The sequence below is a fragment of the Micromonospora sp. NPDC000663 genome (genome assembly GCF_042898105.1).
Taxonomy (GTDB): domain Bacteria; phylum Actinomycetota; class Actinomycetes; order Mycobacteriales; family Micromonosporaceae; genus Micromonospora.
Genome location: NZ_JBIAYR010000001.1, coordinates 1,005,287 through 1,024,671, shown reverse-complemented (window position 1 = coordinate 1,024,671; position 19,385 = coordinate 1,005,287). Strand labels below are relative to the sequence as shown.

Annotated in this window: 19 protein-coding genes and 1 riboswitch; of the genes, 5 read left to right on the top strand and 14 right to left on the bottom strand. The window is 72.9% G+C overall.

Annotation, left to right across the window (positions count from 1 at the left end):
• Nucleotides 1-8 precede the first annotated feature (8 nt).
• From ACFY1S_RS04920 to ACFY1S_RS04890, 7 genes are all read right to left on the bottom strand, one after another.
• A complete protein-coding gene (locus ACFY1S_RS04920) occupies nt 9-794 on the bottom strand; it encodes a hypothetical protein (RefSeq protein WP_387112935.1) in 786 nt (261 codons plus the stop codon).
• A 22-nt stretch (nt 795-816) separates the two neighbouring features.
• Complete coding sequence (locus tag ACFY1S_RS04915) at nt 817-1,680, bottom strand: PspA/IM30 family protein (RefSeq protein WP_387112933.1); 864 nt, start codon at nt 1,678-1,680, stop codon at nt 817-819.
• Nucleotides 1,681-1,882: 202 nt separating this feature from the next.
• Nucleotides 1,883-2,341: a helix-turn-helix domain-containing protein gene (locus ACFY1S_RS04910; protein WP_387112931.1), complete on the bottom strand. Its 459-nt coding sequence runs from the start codon at nt 2,339-2,341 to the stop codon at nt 1,883-1,885.
• A gap of 152 nt (nt 2,342-2,493) precedes the next feature.
• On the bottom strand, nt 2,494-3,033 hold the full coding sequence (locus ACFY1S_RS04905; RefSeq protein WP_387112929.1) for a CinA family protein: 540 nt from the start codon (nt 3,031-3,033) through the stop codon (nt 2,494-2,496).
• Between the two features lie 89 nt (nt 3,034-3,122).
• The gene (gene pgsA / locus ACFY1S_RS04900; RefSeq protein ID WP_387112927.1) at nt 3,123-3,713 is read right to left on the bottom strand and encodes a CDP-diacylglycerol--glycerol-3-phosphate 3-phosphatidyltransferase; all 591 of its coding nucleotides are present in this window, start codon (nt 3,711-3,713) and stop codon (nt 3,123-3,125) included.
• A gap of 77 nt (nt 3,714-3,790) precedes the next feature.
• A complete protein-coding gene (gene rimO / locus ACFY1S_RS04895) occupies nt 3,791-5,293 on the bottom strand; it encodes a 30S ribosomal protein S12 methylthiotransferase RimO (protein WP_387112925.1) in 1,503 nt (500 codons plus the stop codon).
• A gap of 62 nt (nt 5,294-5,355) precedes the next feature.
• Nucleotides 5,356-6,279, bottom strand: a complete 924-nt coding sequence (locus tag ACFY1S_RS04890) for an ornithine cyclodeaminase family protein (RefSeq protein ID WP_387114300.1) — start codon at nt 6,277-6,279, stop codon at nt 5,356-5,358.
• Nucleotides 6,280-6,371: 92 nt separating this feature from the next.
• A riboswitch (guanidine-III (ykkC-III) riboswitch) is annotated at nt 6,372-6,444 on the top strand.
• A 54-nt stretch (nt 6,445-6,498) separates the two neighbouring features.
• On the opposite strand from ACFY1S_RS04890, the gene ACFY1S_RS04885 reads away from it, so the two are divergent.
• A complete protein-coding gene (locus ACFY1S_RS04885) occupies nt 6,499-6,813 on the top strand; it encodes a multidrug efflux SMR transporter (RefSeq protein WP_139584787.1) in 315 nt (104 codons plus the stop codon).
• A 74-nt stretch (nt 6,814-6,887) separates the two neighbouring features.
• Nucleotides 6,888-7,133 (top strand): hypothetical protein, encoded by a 246-nt coding sequence (locus tag ACFY1S_RS04880; RefSeq protein ID WP_354823461.1) that lies wholly within the window; start codon nt 6,888-6,890, stop codon nt 7,131-7,133.
• Nucleotides 7,134-7,198: 65 nt separating this feature from the next.
• On the opposite strand, the gene ACFY1S_RS04875 is transcribed toward ACFY1S_RS04880, so the two are convergent.
• Complete coding sequence (locus tag ACFY1S_RS04875; RefSeq protein WP_387112922.1) at nt 7,199-9,652, bottom strand: DNA translocase FtsK; 2,454 nt, start codon at nt 9,650-9,652, stop codon at nt 7,199-7,201.
• A gap of 115 nt (nt 9,653-9,767) precedes the next feature.
• Between ACFY1S_RS04875 and ACFY1S_RS04870 the strand changes: the two genes are divergently transcribed.
• Both ACFY1S_RS04870 and ACFY1S_RS04865 read left to right on the top strand, forming a co-directional pair.
• Nucleotides 9,768-10,247: a YbjN domain-containing protein gene (locus ACFY1S_RS04870; protein ID WP_139584784.1), complete on the top strand. Its 480-nt coding sequence runs from the start codon at nt 9,768-9,770 to the stop codon at nt 10,245-10,247.
• The gene (locus ACFY1S_RS04865) at nt 10,244-11,815 is read left to right on the top strand and encodes a YbjN domain-containing protein (protein WP_387112919.1); all 1,572 of its coding nucleotides are present in this window, start codon (nt 10,244-10,246) and stop codon (nt 11,813-11,815) included. The genes ACFY1S_RS04870 and ACFY1S_RS04865 overlap by 4 nt, the downstream gene beginning before the upstream one ends.
• A 46-nt stretch (nt 11,816-11,861) precedes the next feature.
• On the opposite strand, the gene ACFY1S_RS04860 is transcribed toward ACFY1S_RS04865, so the two are convergent.
• The 5 genes from ACFY1S_RS04860 to ACFY1S_RS04840 all read right to left on the bottom strand — a co-directional run bounded on the left by ACFY1S_RS04860 (nt 11,862) and on the right by ACFY1S_RS04840 (nt 17,570).
• Nucleotides 11,862-13,550, bottom strand: a complete 1,689-nt coding sequence (locus ACFY1S_RS04860) for a ribonuclease J (RefSeq protein WP_139584782.1) — start codon at nt 13,548-13,550, stop codon at nt 11,862-11,864.
• Nucleotides 13,551-13,602: 52 nt separating this feature from the next.
• Entirely contained in the window at nt 13,603-14,529 is a 927-nt protein-coding gene (gene dapA / locus ACFY1S_RS04855) for a 4-hydroxy-tetrahydrodipicolinate synthase (protein WP_387112917.1), read from the bottom strand.
• Between the two features lie 47 nt (nt 14,530-14,576).
• Complete coding sequence (gene thyX, locus ACFY1S_RS04850; protein ID WP_387114297.1) at nt 14,577-15,317, bottom strand: FAD-dependent thymidylate synthase; 741 nt, start codon at nt 15,315-15,317, stop codon at nt 14,577-14,579.
• Nucleotides 15,318-15,745: 428 nt separating this feature from the next.
• Complete coding sequence (locus ACFY1S_RS04845) at nt 15,746-16,276, bottom strand: DUF2752 domain-containing protein (RefSeq protein WP_387114294.1); 531 nt, start codon at nt 16,274-16,276, stop codon at nt 15,746-15,748.
• Nucleotides 16,277-16,340: 64 nt separating this feature from the next.
• On the bottom strand, nt 16,341-17,570 hold the full coding sequence (locus ACFY1S_RS04840) for a winged helix-turn-helix domain-containing protein (protein ID WP_387112915.1): 1,230 nt from the start codon (nt 17,568-17,570) through the stop codon (nt 16,341-16,343).
• Between the two features lie 80 nt (nt 17,571-17,650).
• Here ACFY1S_RS04840 and ACFY1S_RS04835 point away from each other — a divergent pair, with 80 nt between their 5' ends.
• On the top strand, nt 17,651-18,202 hold the full coding sequence (locus ACFY1S_RS04835) for a GNAT family N-acetyltransferase (protein WP_387112913.1): 552 nt from the start codon (nt 17,651-17,653) through the stop codon (nt 18,200-18,202).
• On the opposite strand, the gene ACFY1S_RS04830 is transcribed toward ACFY1S_RS04835, so the two are convergent.
• Complete coding sequence (locus ACFY1S_RS04830) at nt 18,101-19,375, bottom strand: glycosyltransferase family 87 protein (RefSeq protein WP_387112911.1); 1,275 nt, start codon at nt 19,373-19,375, stop codon at nt 18,101-18,103. The genes ACFY1S_RS04835 and ACFY1S_RS04830 overlap by 102 nt on opposite strands.
• Nucleotides 19,376-19,385 lie beyond the last annotated feature (10 nt).

Here is a 19,385-nt window from a genome sequence, read left to right as displayed (position 1 = left end):
CCGTGCGGTCAGCGGGTGGGCGCGCGCAGCGGGGTGCCGGCGGTGCGCAGCTCGGCGAGCGCCGAGGCGACGCCGTGCAGCAGGTCGGTGGCCTCGGTGAGCCGGTCGGCGGCCGGGTGGGCGGCCTGCGGCCGGGCGTCCTCGGCCAGGTAGCCGGCGGCAGCCACCACGAGCCGTTCGTACGCCGCGACGCCGCTCTCCAACTGGGCGGCCAACGCGCCGTGCGCCTCGGCCAGCGGCGGGCGCGCGTCGGCCGGGGCCAGTCGCAGCGCACGTTCGACGCTCGCCACTCGGGCGGCCAGCTCGCGCAGCGAACTGTCGGCGGCGGCGGCCTCCAGCACCGCCGGCTCGGCGAGCCCGGTGAGGCGCGGCGCCATCCCGGCCAGGGTGAGGGCCGCCCGATCCAGCCGGGCCCACGGCGCACCGGCGCTGGTGCCCCGCAACGCCACCCGGGAACGGACCCGGCGGACCTCGGCGAGAACCCCGTTGCCGACCGGCAGCCGCTCGACGGCCGCCACCAGCCGGGCCCGGGACCGGGCCGCGGCCTCGGCCGGGTCCAGAGCCGGGGGCGCCGGTCGGGCGGCCAGCGCCCGCAGGTCGATCCACCGCCAGGCGGCGAGCGCCACCGCGCTGCCCGCCGCGCCGGCCCAGGCCGCGTCGGGCAGACCGAGGCCGGCGTACGGGGTCAGCACCGCGGCGGCGCCGCCGAGCCCACCGGCCAGCACGCTCCACCGTCGGGCGGACCGGCGCAGCCGATCCAGCCGGCGGAAGTACCGGATTCGCTCGTCTGCCACCTGACCTCCTCGGATGAGACGTTCAGCTGGCGGCTGTGGGGTCACCGGTGCCGCGCTCGCGGGCCATGCTGGCGCGCAGCTCGTCCAACCGGGCAGCGGCGGCGGGGTCGGCCGCCTTCTCGGCCTGCGGCACTGCCTGTCGCTGCCCGGCACCGCCGAGCTGCTCCCCGGCCATGCTGGAGCGGATCTGCTCCAGCCGGGCCGAGCCGGCCGAGTCGATGGTCGCCTTCTGGATCTCCAGCATGCGGCCCTCGACCGAGTTACCTGCCAGTTCCGCGCGGCCCATCGCGTTGGCGTACCGCCGTTCGATGCGGTCCCGCACCTCGTCCAGCGACGGGGTGTTGGCGGGGGCGGTGAGCGACGACATCGACTCCAGCGAGCGGGCCACCGTCTCCTGCATCTTGGCCTGCTCCAGCTGGCTGAGCAGCTTGGTGCGCTCGGCGAGCTTCTGCTGGAGGATCATGGAGTTGTTCTCGACGGCCCGGCGGGCCTGCGCGGCGGCGCCCAACGCCTGGTCGTGCAGGGTCTTGAGGTCCTCGGTGGCCTGCTCGGCCGAGACCAGCTGGGTGGCGAGGGTCTGCGCGGACTGCTCGAACCGCCCGGCCTCGGCCTCGTCACCCTTGGCCCGGGCCTGGTCGGCGAGCACGAGCGCCTGGCGGGCGTTGCCCTGCAACCGCTCGACCTCGGACATCTGGCGGGACAGCTTCATCTCCAGCTGGCGCTGGTTGCCGATGACCGCGGCGGCCTGCTGGACCAGCGCCTGGTGCTGCCGCTGGGCGTCCTCGATGGCCTGCTGGATCTGCACCTTCGGATCGGCGTGCTCGTCGATCTTGGCACCGAAGAGCGCCATCAGATAGTTCCAACCCTTGACGAACGGGTTCGCCATCTCCGCGGTATCCCCTCAGTCGCGTCACTCCACCCGCGGTCGGACCGGACGAGCCGGGCCGACCACGACCCCGGCCGGTCTCCATCGTCCCAGCCGAACGCCAGTACGGCATCCGTACCGGGCGGTCGACGGCACCGGCAGCTCCTGTGGGCAACCCTACGCGGCTGGGGCCGCCTCGCCCATTGTCAACAGGGAGGACGGCTCAGGCGGCGCAGACCACGTCCCGGTCGCGCTCGGTGGGGCGGACCCGAGTGCTGCGCAGGGTCGCCTTGAGCGGCGACTCGTGGCGAACCGAGACGGCGACCTTGCCGTCGGAGGTGACCTGGCGCACGCCGCGGTTGGTGCTCCTGCGGACGGCTGTCGCCGCGCCGACGGGCGCGGCCTCGGCCGGCTCGTCGGCCATGTCGACGAGCACCCCGGGCATCTGCTCGGCGAGCGCCACCGTGTCGCTCACCTCGCGCAGCAATTCGGACAGGCGGGCTCCGAGGGCGTCACAGATCGCGGCCAGCAACTCGCTGGACGGCTCCTTGTGCCCGCGCTCGATCTCGGAGAGGTAGCCGAGGCTGACGTTCGCCGCGGTGGACACCTCGCGCAGGGTGCGGTGCTGCCCCTGCCGGCGCGCCCGCAGTGCGTCACCGATTACCCGGCGTAGCAGGACCATCGCACCTCCCCCTGAGGGATACTTCTCGCTCGGCGTCGGGCAGCCGGCCGCGGCGGACCGCGCCGGCTCCGAGCGCCGGAGCCTTCCCGCAACCGTACCCGCTGCGGGCCCGCGCGACATCCCGCCCCGCCCGTCGGATGACCCGCGACGGCTCACCGGTGGCCGGCGCCGGCCGAGTCACGGGTCGCGTCGTCGGCGTGGATCCGTTCGGTGAGCAGCCGCAACGCCTCGGCCACCGCCGCCGACCTGATGTGGTCCCGCCCGCCGTCCAGATCGAGTTCGCGGACCTCGCTCCCGTTCGGGCCGGCCACCGCGACGTAGACCAGGCCGACGGGCTTGCCGTCCTGCGGCTCCGGACCGGCCACACCTGTGGTGGCGATTCCCCAGTCGGCGCCGCAGCGCTGCCGGCCGCCCTCGGCGAGCGCCGCCGCTACCTCCGGGTCCACCGGCCCGCGCTCGTCGAGCAGTCCGGTCGGTACGCCGGCCAGCGTGGCCTTCAGCTCGGTGGCGTAGACGACGAGCCCGCCCCGGTAGATCCCGCTGACCCCGGCGATCTCCACGATCGACGCGGCCAGCAGCCCGCCGGTGAGCGACTCGACGGTGGCCAGCGTCTCGTGCCGCTGCGAGAGGCTGTGCACGGCTCCGGCCGCCGGACTGCCCACCCGCGGCTCAGAGCCCTGATCCTTCTGCATCGAACCCTCCTTCCCCACTCGTCGCCCCCCAACCCTCCCGCTCCGACGGCGCCGATCATGAGCCCGGCAGCCGACCCGCAGTGGACGGGTCAGCGGGGACGGCGCAGGCGGACGGCCTGGACGATGTAGTCGAAGCCCGTCACGACCGTCACCAGCACGGCGGCGGCCATGATCCACGGGCCGACGACGGCGAGGGCCGCCGGCATCGGCCAGAGGTACCAGGCGATGGCGAGGATCTGGAGCGCCGTCTTGACCTTGCCGCCGCGGCTGGCGGCGATCACGCCGTGCCTGATCACCCAGAACCGCAGCCCGGTGATGCCCAGCTCGCGGACGAGGATCAGCGCCGTCACCCACCAGGGCAGCCGGTCGTACCAGGAGAGCAGCACCAGGGCCGCGCCGGTGAGCGCCTTGTCGGCGATCGGGTCGGCCACCTTGCCGACCGAGGTGACCAGGGCGAACCGGCGGGCGATCCAGCCGTCCACCAGGTCCGTCGCCGAGGCCACCGCGAAGATCAGGCAGGCCGCCATCCGCCAGCCGGAATGGGTCATCCCGGACGCGATCACCGAGGCGGCGAAGACCGGAACCAGGACCAGCCGCAGGGCGGTGAGCGCGTTCGCCGCGTTGAGGACGGGCGCCACTGCCACCACCCGGCCCGGCGTCGACCCGGTCGCCCCCGTCACCGCCGCACTCCGCTCGAGCCGCCGTGGCGTTCCCGGCACCGCACCACCTGGCTCCCCCGCTCCGCTCGGACCCGCCGTCACCGTGCCGCGCCGGGCGCCGCCGAGATCATCTCATCCGGCACGGCGAGCAGGTCCACCCCTTCGGTGCCGGTCACCGTCGCGCGGACCAGGTCACCCGGGCGCAGGGCGGCCAGGTCGACCCCACCCTCGGTCGGGGCGACAAGGGTCGTCGACCCGTCCACCTCCGGCGCCTGGTGCGCCGCCCGGCCCTCCACCACACCGTCGTCGATCGAGTCGACGAGCACCTCGACTGTCGAACCGAGACGGTCCTCGGCCCGCTGCGAGCACAGCTCGTCGGCGAGCGCGCTGAGCCTGTCGTACCGTCGCTTGATCGTCGCGGCGGAGACCTTGCCGGGCAGCCCGGCGGCCTCGGTGCCGTCCTCGTCGCTGTAGTCGAACATGCCTATCGCGTCGAGCCGGGCCTCGGTGAGGAACCGGACCAGCTCGTCGACGTCGCCACGGGTCTCGCCTGGGAAGCCGACGATGAAGTTGCTCCGCGCGCCCGCCTCCGGTGCCAACTCGCGGGCGCTGGCCAGCAGCTCCAGGAACCGGTCGGTGGAGCCGAAACGGCGCATCCGGCGCAGCACCGGCTCACTGGAGTGCTGGAACGACAGGTCGAAGTACGGTGCCACGCCCGGCGTACCGGCGATCGCCGCGACCAGGCCCGGTCGGGTCTCGGCCGGCTGGAGGTAACTCACCCGCACCCGGACGATGCCGGACACCGCGGCGAGCTGCGGCAGCAGCTTCTCCAACGCCCGGGGGTCACCCAGGTCCTTGCCGTACGAGGTGGAGTTCTCGCTGACCAGCACCAGCTCCCGTACGCCGGTCTTGGCCAGCCACTCCGCCTCGGCGAGCAGCTCGTCGGGCGTACGCGACACGAACGCCCCACGGAAGGCGGGGATCGCGCAGAACGCGCAGCGGCGGTCGCACCCGCTGGCCAGCTTCAGCGAGGCGACCGGGCCGGTGTCCAGTCGGTGGCGCAGCACCTGCCGCAGGTGCGCAGGGGTGTGCTCGTCGGTGTCGACGGTGGTACGCGTCACGGTGCCGTGCCCGGGCAGCGAGACGGCGGTGTCCCGCCGCTGCACCGGGGTCAGCGGCAGCAGCTCACGACGGTCCCGGGGGGTGTGCGCGGTGACCTGCTCGCCGGCGACCACCGCGTTCAGGCGGGCGGCGATGTCCGGGTAGTCGTCGAAGCTCAGCACGGCCTGTGCCTCGGGCAGGCTGTCGGCCAGCTCCCGGCCGTACCGCTCGGCCATGCAGCCCGCGGCGACCACCTTGGCGCCGGTCCCGGCGGCGGCGAGCAGGGTCTGGATGGAGTCCTGCTTGGCCTTCTCCACGAAGCCGCAGGTGTTGACGACCACCACGTCGGCGCCCTCGCCGTCGGTGGTCACCTGCCAGCCGTCGGCGTGCAGCCGGGCGGCCAGCTCCTCCGAGTCGACCTCGTTGCGGGCACAGCCCAGGGTCAGCAGGGCGACACGACGGCCCTCGGCGTTGGCATCAGGGGAGGTGGCAGACACCATCCGAGGGTACCGGGCCGGCCTGGGACACCCACGCACGCGTACCAGCACCTCCCGGCTGACGGTCACCGCGTCGGGGCGGCCACCCGCGTCAGACGGTCGAGCAGGAAGACCTCGGTGCCGGACAGGCCTGTCGAGCAGAAGACGGAGATCTGGTCCGCGGTGGTCCGGCCGGGGACCGCGCCGGCCAGGATGCCGCCCAGATCCCGCAACCGCCCGGCGTACGGGGGTGTGGCCGCGAGCATCGGCGGCCGGTAGTCCGCCGCCTGGGCGGGCGAGTCGGTGACCAGCAGCTCGGCGGCGTCCAGCAGGTCGGTGCCGAACTCGCTGCGATCACGCTGTTTGAAGCCGACCGCGTTGACGTGCGTGCCGGGGCTCAGGTCGGCGGCGTGGAGCACCGGGGTCGGGCTGGTGGTGGCGAGCACCACGATGTCCCGGCCGGTCACGGCGGCGCCCGGGTCGGTCGCCGGGCGGGCCGGCACGCCCAGTTCGGCGCGGACGCGGGCGGCGAAGGCGTCCCGCCGGGCGGCGGAGCGGCTGTGCACCACGACGTCGCGCAGGGGGCGGACCGCGGCGGCGGCCCACACCTGGCTCCACGCCTGCCGCCCCGAGCCGATCACTCCGAGGGTCGCCGCGTCGGGCCGGGCCAGCGCGTCGACTGCGACACCGCCCAACCCTCCGGTACGCCGGGAGCCCAGCTCCTCGCCCACGGCGACCGCCCGGATCGCCCCGGTGCCGGCGTCGTGCAGGACGACCAGCTGCTCGGCCTGCGGGTGCCCGAAGGTGTCGTACGAGCGGAAGCCGTACCACTCGTCGACCAGCTGCCCGGCGGTGAGAACCATCCGCCCACCGGCCAGCGGGGCGGCGGCCCGGGGCGGGGCGACCAGCCGGCCGTCGTACGCGGCCAGCAGGGCGTCCCGCATGGCGTCGACGGTGGTGGCGGCGTCCAGCGCGGCGGCGACCTCGGAGTCGGCGTAGAGCAGGGTCATGATTGCCATAGTGCAAGTTGAAGCGAGGTAGAGGTCAACGCGAGGTGTCGGGAGTCACCGCACCCGACGCCGGGCCGGTGCTAGCGTCGGCTGCGGTGGCCCTGGACACTCGCGGCCGCCCCGGACGAGTGGTGGGCGTACCCGGTCAGGCCAAGACGCCCCGCGTGATGTGCCGACTCGTCCCGGTGCGCAGCCCGGGCGCCGACCCGTGAGGTGGACATGGCCTGGCTCGTACTGGTGATCTCCGGACTGCTGGAGACGGCGTGGGCGACCGCCCTGGACCGCAGCGCCGGCCTCAGCCGACTGGTACCGACAGTGGTGTTCGTGGTGACCCTGGTGCTGAGCATGGCCGGTCTGGCGTACGCGTTGCGGGAGATCCCGGTCGGCACCGGGTACGCGGTCTGGGTCGGCATCGGCGCGGTCGGCACCGCGCTGGTCGGCATGCTGGCGCTCGGCGAGTCTGCGAGTCTGCCCCGGATCCTGTGCCTGCTGCTCGTGGTCGCGGGCGTGGTAGGCCTGAAGGTCTTCCACTGAAGAGGCACGCGTGACAGGTCCCCACAGTGGGTATTGATCGATTCGTCACGACAGGCTCTCAAACGGAGGACGACATGGCCAACATGTCCAGCACCGCCCGCCCGCGCAGCAACGCCGCCCGGATCCTCACCATCGTGGGCTTCGTCTTCGCGGTCCTCGCCCTGCTGCTCAACCCGATCATCTTCGGCGTGCTCGGCGTCATCGCGGGCATCGTCGGCGCGGTGCTCGGCGACAAGCCCCTGGGCTGGTACGCCGCCGCGGCCAGCGTCCTCGCCGCGATCATCAGCCTGGTGATCATCGGCGCTCTGATCAACAACTGACCGCACTCCGACACGGGCCCGCCGGTTACCGGCGGGCCCGTCGCGTGTCCGGAGGTCGGACGACGTCAGTCCACGTCGCCGCGCAGGCCACTCAGGACGTCCTCCAGCTCGTCCGGCTTGATCAGCACGTCGCGCGCCTTCGACCCCTCCGACGGCCCCACCACGCCCCGGGTCTCCATCAGGTCCATCAGACGACCTGCCTTGGCGAAACCGACACGCAGCTTGCGCTGGAGCATCGAGGTCGAGCCGAACTGCGAGGTGACGACCAGTTCCACCGCCTGCACCAGCAGATCCAGGTCGTCGCCGATGTCCTCGTCGATCTTCTTCTTGCTCTCCTGCGCGGGAGCCAGCACGTCCGGGCGGAACTCCGGCTCGCGCTGGTCCTTGCAGAACTTCACCACGTCGGCGATTTCCCGCTCGGTGACCCAGGCGCCCTGGATCCGTACCGGCTTCGACGCGCCCATCGGCAGGAAGAGCCCGTCACCCCGGCCGAGAAGCTTCTCCGCGCCCGGCTGGTCCAGGATGACCCGCGAGTCGGCGAGGGACGAGGTCGCGAACGCCAACCGGGACGGCACGTTCGCCTTGATCAGACCCGTCACCACGTCGACCGAGGGACGCTGGGTGGCCAGCACCAGGTGGATGCCCGCCGCCCGGGCCAGCTGCGTGATCCGGACGACCGAGTCCTCCACGTCGCGCGGCGCCACCATCATCAGGTCCGCCAGCTCGTCCACGATCACCAGCAGGTACGGGTACGGACGCATCTCCCGTTCGCTGCCCGGCGGGGCCTTGATCTCGCCGTTGCGCACCTTGCGGTTGAAGTCGTCGATGTGCCGCACGCCGTTCGCGGCGAGGTCGTCGTAGCGCATGTCCATCTCGCGGACCACCCAGTCCAGCGAGTCCGCCGCCTTCTTGGCGTTCGTCACGATCGGCGTGACCAGGTGCGGGATGCCCTCGTAGCCGGTCATCTCGACCCGCTTCGGGTCGATCAGCAGCAACCGCACCTCGTCCGGGGTGGCCCGGGTCAGGATGGACACCAGCAGCGTGTTGAGGCAGGACGACTTACCGGCGCCCGTCGCGCCGGCGATCAGGATGTGCGGCATCTTGGCGAGGTTGGCCACCACGTAGCCGCCCTCGATGTCCTTGCCGAGCGCCACCACCATCGGATGGTGGTCGCTGGTCGCCGCCCGCGAACGCAGCACGTCGCCCAGCGCCACGTTCTCCGGGTCGGTGTTGGGGATCTCCACGCCGACCGCGCTCTTGCCCGGGATCGGGCTGAGGATCCGCACGTCCGGCGACTTCACGGCGTACGCGATGTTGCGGGACAGCTGCGTGATCCGTTCGACCTTCACGCCGTGCCCCAGCTCCACCTCGTACCGGGTGACCGTGGGGCCGCGGGTGAAGCCGGTGACCGCCGCGTCCACGTCGAACTGGTCGAACACGCCGGTGAGCGCGGCGATCACCTCGTCGTTGGCCTTGCTGCGGGTCTTGGGCGCGGCGCCGCTGCTGAGCATGTTCGCCGGCGGCAGCGTGTAGTCACCGGCGAGCCCGGTCAGCGCCAACTGCTCGGCCCGCGTCGGCGCGGGCGAGTGCTCCGGCGGCTCGACCGGCTTGCGGCTGGCCGGCACCTTCGACGGCGCCTTGCGCGGCAGGACCATTGTCTCCTGGAGGTCGGCACCCTCCAGATCCTCGAAGTCGTCCGGGTCAAGCGGTGGCGGCATCCGCTTGGCCGGTCGCTTGCGCGCCGGCCGGGCCGCCGGCTCCTCCGACTCCTCGGTGGCCTCCGGCGGCGCCATCAGCTGACCGGCGAGCAGACCCAGCCGCTCGGGAATCTTGTTGATGGGTGTCGCGGTGACCACGAGCAGGCCGAAGAGGAGCAGCAGGACCAGCAGCGGGACGGCGACCCACGCGGTGACAGCCCGCTCCAGCAGCCCGCCGACACCCGCGCCGACCAGGCCGCCGGCGTAGTCACGCTGCACGGTGTCCGTCGGGTTCTGACCGATCTGGAGCAGCGCGGCTGTCGCCACCAGCAGCGAGCCCCAGCCGATCAACCCGCGGCCCCGGTGCGCCGGGTCCGCCGGCTGACGCATCAGCCGCCACGCCCCGATCATCAACAGCACAGGTACGACCACGGAGATCGCACCCAGGAACAGCCGGATCGTGTCGGCCAGGCGCGCACCCACCGGACCGGCACCCGACAACCAGAGCGCCACGGCGCTGAGCAGGGCCAACCCGAACAGGAGCAGCCCCGCCCCGTCGCGGCGGTGCTCCGGGTCGAGGTCGCGGGCCGAGGCCGCCTGCCGACCGGCGGCGCGCACCGCCCAGCCCATCCCGTGCGCCAGACCCATCCACAGTGCACCGACGGCGCGGCCGACGTACACCGCCGGACCCGGCCGTGCGGCAGTGGTGCGCCGGCGTACCGGCGCCCTGGTCTTCTTCGCCGGTTGGCGGGCACGGTTGTTGGTGCCACCGCGCGGCGACGCGCCGCGCCGCCGGCTCGCCTGAGAGGTACGGCCCGCCATAGAGTCACGGTAACGGCGGGACCCGGCAGAACGCCGCTTTTCCGGGTCGTGTCCGCGCGTCGCAGCACGGACCGCGCCGCCGGCCGTGATATCCGCCTCAGAAGGGATGCCCCCCATGGCGTCGCCGGGATTCGAGGACGGTCCGGACGATCCGCTTGCCGGGCACCCCGACGTGTTGCGCCCACTGACCGGCGAACTGGTCGCCGCGGTGCTCGCCGCGCGGGGCCGAGCGGTCGGGCGGGCGGTGAACGGCGACCTGGTGGGTCGCTTCGACGACAACCTGATCTGGTTCCTGCGCGTCGGCGCGGCCGGCGAACTGCTCCAGGTCCGCACGATGGTCACACCCACCTTCGGGATCGAACGGGTGCCGGAGCTGTACGCCTTCTGCAACTCGTGGAACCACGACCGGCTCTGGCCCAAGGCGTTCGTGCACGTCGACGACGGCGGCCGGGCGCGGGTCTACGGCGAGGTGATCACCGACCTGGAGCGGGGGGTGACCCCGCACCAGCTGGACCAACTGCTCGACTGTGGCATCTCGGCCGGCTGTCAACTCGCCGTGGCCGTCGCTCGGCTGCCCGGCGCGGTGCCGGCGTGACCGTATACCGCGATCCGGCGCTGGTGAGCGCGCTCGCCGACGCACGCGACCTGCCCGACGGACCGGACCGGCTGCTCGCCCTCGAACGGCTCGCCGAGAGGGCTGACGCGGCGGGAGACCTCAGGTCCGCACTGGACGCCCGGTTCGCGCTCGTCGAGGCGTACCTGCTGCACGGCGAACGGTGGCGGCTGGTCGAGCCGGTGCGCCGGTGCCGGGCCGCCGCCGACTACCGTCCCGAGCTGATCACCGACGACGAGGCCCCGCTGCTGCTACGCCTTCAGCGGTACGCGGTGGAGGCGCTTCTCGGCACCCCCCGGGTGGGACTGGACCAGACCCGGTCCCTCCTGGACGATCTCGCCCACCGGGTCGGGGCGGACGGTCCCGACGCGCCTACCGTCGCCGAGCTGCGCTGCCGGATCGCCGACCACCTCGGCGACGAGCCCACCGCCCGGCACTGGTACCAGCGGTGGGCCGGCACGGTCGGCGGGCCGTCCGGTGGTTGCCCCGGCTGCGCACCGGCCCGCCGCGCGGAGCTGCTCGCCGGCTGGGGAGAGTGGCGGGCCGCACTGACCGAGCTGGCCGAACCCACAGGCGACCCGGTGGACTGCACGGACCAGCCCGAGCGGGCGCTCGTGGCCGGGCTGCTGCCAGAGCTGCGCGTCGGCGAGCCGGAGCGGGCCGCCGTGGCGCACGCGCGGGCGTACCGGCGGCACCGGCGTGAACGCGCGGCGTTCCCGTACCTCGCCGCGCACCTGCGGTTCTGCGCCCTGGGCGGGCACCTGGAACGCGGGCTCGCCATCCTGGCCGAGCAGCTGCCCCGGCTGGACCGACCCACCGACGACCTCGCCGCGATGGAGTTCGCCGCCGCCGGAGCACTGGTCTGCGCGCTGGCCGTCGAGGCAGGTCTCGGCGTGCGCACGGTGCCCCGCCCGGCGTACGGCGGGCGACCGGCCACCGACCTGGACGTCGCCACCCTGGGTGCCCTGCTTCTCGCGATCGCCAACGAGCTGGCCGGCAGCTTCGACGCCCGCAACGGCACCGGTCACCACTCCGGCCGGATGGCCGCCTGGCTGGCCGAACGCCCCGTGGCGGCGCCGGTGCCCCTGCCGGCCGACGACGCTCAGCCCGACTCCGGCGACGACGACGAAGCCGATGACGGACGCGAGTTGGCGACCCTGACCATCGACATGATCACCGCCGCGCTGGACCGGCGCGGGGACCGGTACGCCGTGGACGAGGGCGCCACTGTGGTCGGCCGGTGGGGCGCCGTGGTGATCCAGTTCCGTCGGGCCGGCGAACGCGGTGAGGTGCTGCACGCCCGCGCCATGGCCGCCCGCCGGCTGCCGGCGAGCCGCCGCGCCGAGGCGTACGCCTTCTGCAACGCCTGGAACCACGACCGGCTGCTGCCCAAGGCGTACGCGCACGACCTCGGCGAGGAACTGGTGCTGGCCGGCGACGTGGCCACCGACCTGGCGCACGGGGTGGCCCCGGAGCAGCTCACGGTGCTGGTGGACGCCGCCATCGCCACAGGGGTCGCGTACGCCGAGGCGGTCGCCGCGCTGCCCTGATCGCCGGTCCGCCCTCTCGGACGGACCGGCGGCCAGTGCGACGTACTCAGACCTCGACGACGGTGGGCACGATCATCGGACGACGACGGTACGCGTCGTTGACCCACCGCCCCACGGTCCGCCTGACGATCTGCTGGAGCTGGTGCGGGTCGGTGATGCCGTCCGCCGCCGCCCGGTTCAGCGCTTCGGTGACCAGCGGGATCACCGGGTTGAACGCCTCCGGGTCCTCGGAGAAGCCCTTCGCCGACAGTGTCGGACCGGCGACCACCTTGCCGGTGACCGAGTCGACGACCACAGTGGTGGCGATGAAACCGCCGTCGCCGAGGATCCGCCGTTCGGTGAGCAGCGATTCGCTGACGTCGCCGACGGCGAGGCCGTCGACGTAGACGTACCGGCTCTTCACGTGCCCGACGAGGCTGGCCCGGCCCTCGACCAGGTCGACCACGTCGCCGTCCTCGCAGATGACCACCCGGTCGGCGGCCACCCCGGACTCGATGCCGAGCCGGGCGTGGGCGCGCAGGTGACGCCACTCGCCGTGCACCGGCATCAGGTTGCTGGGACGGACCACGTTGAGCAGGTAGAGCAGTTCGCCGGCGGGGGCGTGCCCGGAGACGTGCACCTTCGCCACGTCCTTGTGCACCACGACCGCGCCGGCCCGGGCCAGCCTGTTGATAACCCGGTAGACCGAGGTCTCGTTGCCGGGGACCAGCGAGGACGCCAGCACCACCGTGTCGCCGGGGGCGATGGTGATGTGCCTGTGGTCGCCGCTGGCCATCCTGCCCAGTGCGCTCATCGGCTCACCCTGTGACCCGGTGGACATCAGCACGATCTGCTCGGGAGGCAGCGTGGTCGCCTCCTCGATCCCGATGACCAGGCCGGCCGGGATGTTGAGCAGGCCGAGATCCCGGGCGATGCCCATGTTGCGGACCATGGACCGGCCGATCAGCGCGACCTTGCGGCCGTGCTCGGCGGCGGAGTCGAAGACCTGCTGCACGCGATGCACGTGCGAGGCGAACGACGCCACGATGATCCGGCCCTTGGCCTTCGCGAAGATCGAGTCGAGCACCGGCCCGATCTCCCGCTCCGGGGTGACGAAGCCGGGAATCTCCGCGTTGGTGGAGTCGGACAGCAGCAGGTCGACGCCCTCGGCGCCGAGCCGGGCGAAGCCGGCCAGGTCGGTGATCCGGCCGTCCAGCGGGAGCTGGTCCATCTTGAAGTCGCCCGTGTGCAGCACCAGGCCGGCCGGGGTGCGGATGGCCACGGCGAGCGCGTCCGGGATGGAGTGGTTGACCGCGAAGAACTCGCACTCGAACGGGCCGAGCCGCTCCCGGCCGCCCTCCCGGACGGTGAGCGTGTACGGCTGGATGCGCCGCTCGGCGAGCTTCGCCTCGACCAGGGCAAGGGTGAACTGCGAGCCGACCAGGGGGATGTCAGGCTTGTGGGCGAGCAGGTACGGCACCGCGCCGATGTGGTCCTCGTGGCCGTGGGTCAGCACGATCGCCTGGACGTCGGCCAGCCGGTCCAGGATCGGGCCGAAGTCGGGCAGGATCAGGTCCACGCCCGGCTGCTCGACGTCGGGAAAGAGCACCCCGCAGTCCACGATCAGCAACTTGCCGTCGTACTCGAAGACGGTCATGTTCCGACCGATGGCGCCGAGCCCGCCGAGCGGGATGATCCGCAGGCCACCTTCCGGCAGCGGCGGGGGTAGTTCCGCCTCGATGTGCGCCTCGGTCACTCGTCCACCTCATTCTGCGACGCCGTCACTCGGCGCCCATCGTGTCGTTCGGTCATTCGGGCATCTCCAGGCCCGCTGCCGCGAAGTCCGCACGCAGCTGGGCGATCTCGTCGTTTGTGGCGTCCACGAGCGGGGGTCGCACCGGGCCGGCGGGCAGGCCCAGCGACGCCAGGGCGGCCTTGACCAGGATGGTGCCCTGGGTGCGGAAGATGCCGGTGAACAGCGGCAGCAGCCGCCGGTGCAGGGCCAGCGCGGCGGGCATGTCCCCCGCGTCGTACGCCTCGATCATCTGTGCGGTCAGCGCCCCGGTGAAGTGCGTCGAGGTGCCGACCACGCCCGCGGACCCGACGGCAAGCGCCGGCAGGGTGAGAGCGTCCTCGCCGCTGTAGAAGGCGAGGTCGGTCCGGCTGGTCACCCAGCTGGTGGCGGTCAGGTCGCCCTTGGCGTCCTTGACCGCGACGATCCGGCCGTGTTCGGCGAGCCGGACCAGCGTCTCGGTGTCGATCGGCACGCCGGAGCGGTGCGGGATGTCGTACAGCATCACCGGTAGGCCGGTCGCGTCGGCCACGGCGGTGAAGTGTCGCAGCAACCCGCTCTGCGGCGGCCTGCTGTAGTACGGGGTGACCACGAGCAGGCCGTGCGCGCCCGCCTTCTCGGCGGCGGCAGCCAGCTCGATGGTGTGCCTGGTGTCGTTGGTGCCGACCCCGGCGACCACCTTGGCGCGGTCACCGACGGCCTCCACGACGGCCCGGACCAGGCGTTCCTTCTCGGCGTCGGTGGTGGTAGGCGACTCGCCTGTGGTGCCGTTGACCACAAGCGCGTCGTTGCCCTGCTCGTCGACCAGGTGGCTCGCCAGCTGGGCGGCGCCGTCGAGGTCGAGCGAACCGTCGGGGGTGAAGGGGCTCACCATGGCCGTGAGTATCCGGCCGAAGGGGCGGGACACCGGCCGGGCCGAGGCGTCAGGGTGGTCGTGCGTCATACCCTCCAACCTAGCGGACGACCAGCCGGCGCCCGCCGGGGAAGGCCTCAGGACGCCTCGTGCGGGCTGGCCGCCACCTCGGTGCCGTCCGGAAGCGCCGAGATCACGAAGTCGGCGAACACGTTCGGGGCGACGCCCTGGAGCTGGCGCAGGCACTCCACGGCCAGCTCACGGATCTCCACGTCGGCGTGCTCGGTGGCCCGCATGGCGACGAAGTGCCGCCACGCCCGGTAGTTGCCGGTGACCACGATCCGGGTTTCGGTGGCATTGGGCAGCACGGCCCGGGCCGCCTGCCGGGCCTGCTTGCGGCGCAGCGTCGGGTTGGGCTCGTCGGAGAACCGCTGTTCGAGGCCCTCCAGCAACTCGGTGTACGCCCGCACGCTGGCCTCGGCGGCCTCGGTGAACTTCTTGTGCAGCTCCGGGTCGTCCGCGATGACCGCCGGCTCGACCATTGCCGCGTCGCGCTCGGGGACGTAACGCTGGGAGAGCTGAGAGTACGAGAAGTGCCGGTGCCGGATCAGCTCATGGGTGAACGAGCGGGACACCCCGGTGAAGTAGAAGGTCACCGACCCGTGCTCCAGCACGCTCAGGTGGCCGACCTCGAGGATGTGCGCCAGGTAGCTGGCGTTCGTGGCTGTCGCCGGGTTCGGCTTCTTCCACGACTGGTAGCAGGCCCGGCCGGCGAACTCGGCGAGCGCCTGGCCACCCTCCGCGTCGGTCGACCACGGCACATCGTCCGGGGCCGCGAACTGGGTCCACGCGATCAACTTGACCTGGGGCTGCACCATCTCCGGCATTCCTGGGACTGTAGTAGCCGGCGGTCCCCTGCCCAACTCGGGCTCGCGGTGCAGAAAGCGCCCAGCTACCGCAAAATCACCGTCTTGTGCGCACCATCGGGGCCGCAGGTGTCCAGGATCTCGACCGGCACGCCGACGCCCTGCCGGGTCCCTGCCGCATCCTCGCTCCCTGTCGAGCTGCCCCACATCTGGGGCAGCCGGCACGACGCCGGCTACCACCGCCACACCCCACCCCCGCAGCAGGCGGCACCACGCCGGAACCACCACCGCCACACCCCACGCCCGCAGCAGGCGGCACCACGCCGGAACCACCACCGCCAAGCCCCACACGTGGGGCAGCTCGACAGGACGCGCAGGACCCCGCACGGCCCGCCCGAGCAAGGCCGAGCCTGATCACGCAGGGCGGAGCTGGCGGGCCCTCAGACGTAGAGCGACGTGAACGGCGCCCAGGGCAGGTTGCGCAGCACCGAGAAGGCGAGCCAGGCGGCCAGGAAGCCGCCGATGACCTTGGAGCTGATCCGCAGCTCGGGCATCCGCCAGCCGAACGCCTGGTTTCCCGCCCAGGCCACGAAGAGGTACGCGAGGAACGGCAGCGCGAAGACGAACAGGAAGTGGTGCCGGGCGGCCGCCGGCAGGTCGCCGTGCAGCACGTACCAGAGCGCGCGGGTGCCACCGCAGCCCGGACAGTCCAGGCCGGTGGTCAGCTTGAGCAGGCAGGTCGGCGCGGCGTCCGGGTCGGCGTACGTCGGGTTGCTGAGCAGCGCGTAGCTCATGCCGGCAGCGACGCAGCCGACGGCGGCCAGCGGCACCGCCCAGCGCGGCGAACGCTCGTAGAGCCGCAGCACGAATCGGGTGAGCCGATCCGGCTCCGGTGCCGGGTAACCACCCGGCGGGGGCGTCGGCCAGCCCGCCGGGCCGGCGGCCGCGGGGTCTGCGGCACCGACCGGCATCGTGTGGACCGCCCCCGGTGCGGGCTGCGGCTGGTCGACCGGTCCCGGAACGCTCGTCACGCGCTCACGGTACACCTGACACGCCTGCCAACGCGGCGGCCAGCGGGCCGGCCAGGTCACCTGCGGCGGGCGGTGCCACCGCGTCCAGGCCGAGCCAGCCGGCGAGCCGGTACAACTCGGCGGCGAGCGCCACAGCTGTCTCTCCCGGGTCGGCGCCCGGTTCGAGCCAGGCGGCCGGGACCAGCAGCACCCCTGCCTTGCGGTCGGCCTTCAGGTCGACCCGGGCGGTGAACCGGTCGCCCTGGAGGAAGGGCAGCACGTAGTAGCCGTAGACCCGCTGCGGCGCGGGAACGTAGATCTCGATCCGGTAGCTGAAGTCGAAGAGCCGCTCGGTGCGGGCCCGTTCCCAGATCAGCGGGTCGAACGGGCTGACCAGCGTGTTGGCCCGGATCCAGCGGGGCAGCCGGGCGGACGCGTGCAGCCACGCCGGCTGCCGCCAGCCCGCCACGGTGACCGGCACCAGCTCGCCGGCCTCGGCGAGCTCCGCGACGGCCTGCCGGGCACCGGCCAGCGGCAGCCGGAAGTAGTCGCGCAGCTCCGGCTCGGCGGCCACCCCCAGCGAGCGCGCCGCAAGGGCAACGAGCGTCCGGTACGCCTCGGCGTCGGTAGGGGTCGGCGCGTCGAGCACTGCCGCCGGGAGGACCCGCTCGGGCAGGTCGTAGCGGCGGGCGAAGGAGGTGCTGCGCTCGGCGGCGGTCACCTCGCCGGCCCAGAACAGGAACTCCAGCGCGCGCTTGACCGCCGACCAGTTCCACCCCCAGTTGCCTGTCTCGCGGGGCGCGTCGTGCTCGATCTCGGCGGCGGTCAGCGGCCCCCGGGCGGCCACCTCGTCGCGTACCCAGGCAACCAGCTCCGGCTGCTCCTGGGCCATGCGCCGCATGCCACCCCAGGACTCGCTGTGCGCCCGCGCCATCCGCCAGCGCAGCGTCGGGTGCAGCCCGACCGGGACCAGCGACGCCTCGTGACCCCAGTATTCGAACAGCTCCCGTGGGCGACGGTAGGCGGCCTGGTCGAGCAGCGTCGTCGGGTACGGGCCGAGTCGGCTGTACAGCGGCAGGTAGTGCGCGCGTTGCAGCACGTTCACCGAGTCCATCTGGATGAGAGCGACCCGGTCGAGGACCCGGCGCAGGTGCCGGCGTGTGGGCACGCCTGTCGGCGGCGGGTCGGCGAAGCCCTGGGCGGCGAGCGCCACCCGGCGGGCCTGGGCGAGCGAGAGTGGTTCCAGTGCGGCCATCGTCGGCGACCCTAAATCATCGGTACGACGCCGGTGCGGGAAGCTGGACTCGGACCGTCATCGGGGCATAGAACGGTGCAATGCTGACCATCCGCCGGGAGGAGCCGGACGACGCCGAGGCGGTCGCCCGGGTGCACGTCCACGGCTGGCAGGCGGGCTACGCCGGTTTCATGCCGGACGAGGTGCTCGGTCGGCTCAACGTGGTGGCCTGGGCGCAGCGCCGTCGGGACGTCGGCACCGCCGACCCGGAACACCCGTTCACCACCCTGCTCGGTGAGGTGGACGGGCTGGTCGTCGGCTTCACCACCTTCGGGCCGTACCGCCGCAACCAGGACCGGGACGACCTGGACCCGGCGGTCGGTGAGGTGCTGGCGCTCTACGTCGAGCCGGCGTTCTGGGGCGACGGGACCGCCAATGCCCTGCTCGACGCCGCCCGCGCCGGGCTCAGTGAGCGGGGCTGGACCGGCTACCGGCTGTGGGTGCTGGCGGACAACGGGCGGGCCCGCCGATTCTGTGAACGGGCCGGCCTGTCACCTGACGGTGAGCGGTCGACCTACCAGGTGCCTCTCGCCGGCGGGCGCGGGCCGCTCGGGCTGGTCGAGCTGCGGTACGCCGGACGTCTCGACGGCTGACCCGCCCGGGGCCAGCCACCGGCGGATCGGCAGGAAGGCCAGCAGCGCCAGGCTGATCCACACGTAGGCGTTGCTGCCGAGGAAGCCGTCGACGCCTGTGAAGTCCTTCTCCCAGACCCACACGGTCCGGCTGATCAGCAGCACGTACCCGATGGTCACGGCGGTCAGCAGGACGCGCCTGCGGCGGCCGGCGGGCGCGGCCATCGCGTTGTCGACGAGCAGGATCAGCGCGGGCAGCAGCCACACCAGGTGGTGCACCCAGGTGACCGGGCTGACCAGGCACATCACCGCGCCGGTGAGCGCCAGGCCGGTCGCCTCGTCACCGGCCGCGACGGCCGAGCGGGACCGCCAGGCCCAGAGCGCCAGGGTGCCGAGCACGAGCAGCAGCCACAGCAGTGTGCTCGGATGCTGGGGGTCGAGCCGGGCGACCACCCCGCGCAGCGACTGGTTGGACACGAAGGCCAGCTCCCCGACCCGGCCGGTGTTCCACAGCGCCTCGGTCCAGAACTCCCGGGACGCGTCCGGGAAGAGCGCCCCGGCCAGCAGCGACACCCCGGCCGCCGTGCCGCTGGCGGTCAGCGCCGCCCGCCACCGCCCGGTGACCAGCAGGTAGACGATGAAGATGCCAGGCGTCAGTTTGATCGCGGTGGCCAGGCCGATGCCCACACCTGCCCACCTGTTGCCGGCCGGCAGCAGCCGCAGCAGGTCCACCGCCACCAGGAAGAGCAGCAGCGTGTTCACCTGACCGAAGTTGACAGTCTCGCGCATCGGTTCGAACGCGGCGGCCAGGCAGAGCGCCACGGCCAGGGCGAACCATCGGGTCCAGCCGGCGCGCCGGGCGATCGGGTCGACCAGCCACCAGATCAGGACGGCCGTCGTGACCACGCTGGCGAGCACGCTCACCACGATCGCGGCCGTCCACGGCAGGTACGCCATGGGCAGCATGACAAGCGCGGCGAACGGCGGATAGGTGAAGCCGTACTGGGTGTTGGGTTTCAGGTAGTCGTAGATCTCTCCGCCGTCGTGCACCCACCACGTCAACGCGCCGTAGTAGACCTTCAGGTCGAAGAAGCCGTGCCGTACGGCAGCGACGGCGAGGAAGACGCTTACCGCCGCGGCGAGCGCCACCACGCCCACGACCTGCGCGGCCGTCCTGTTGGCACCCTGCGCCACCGTCGCCTCC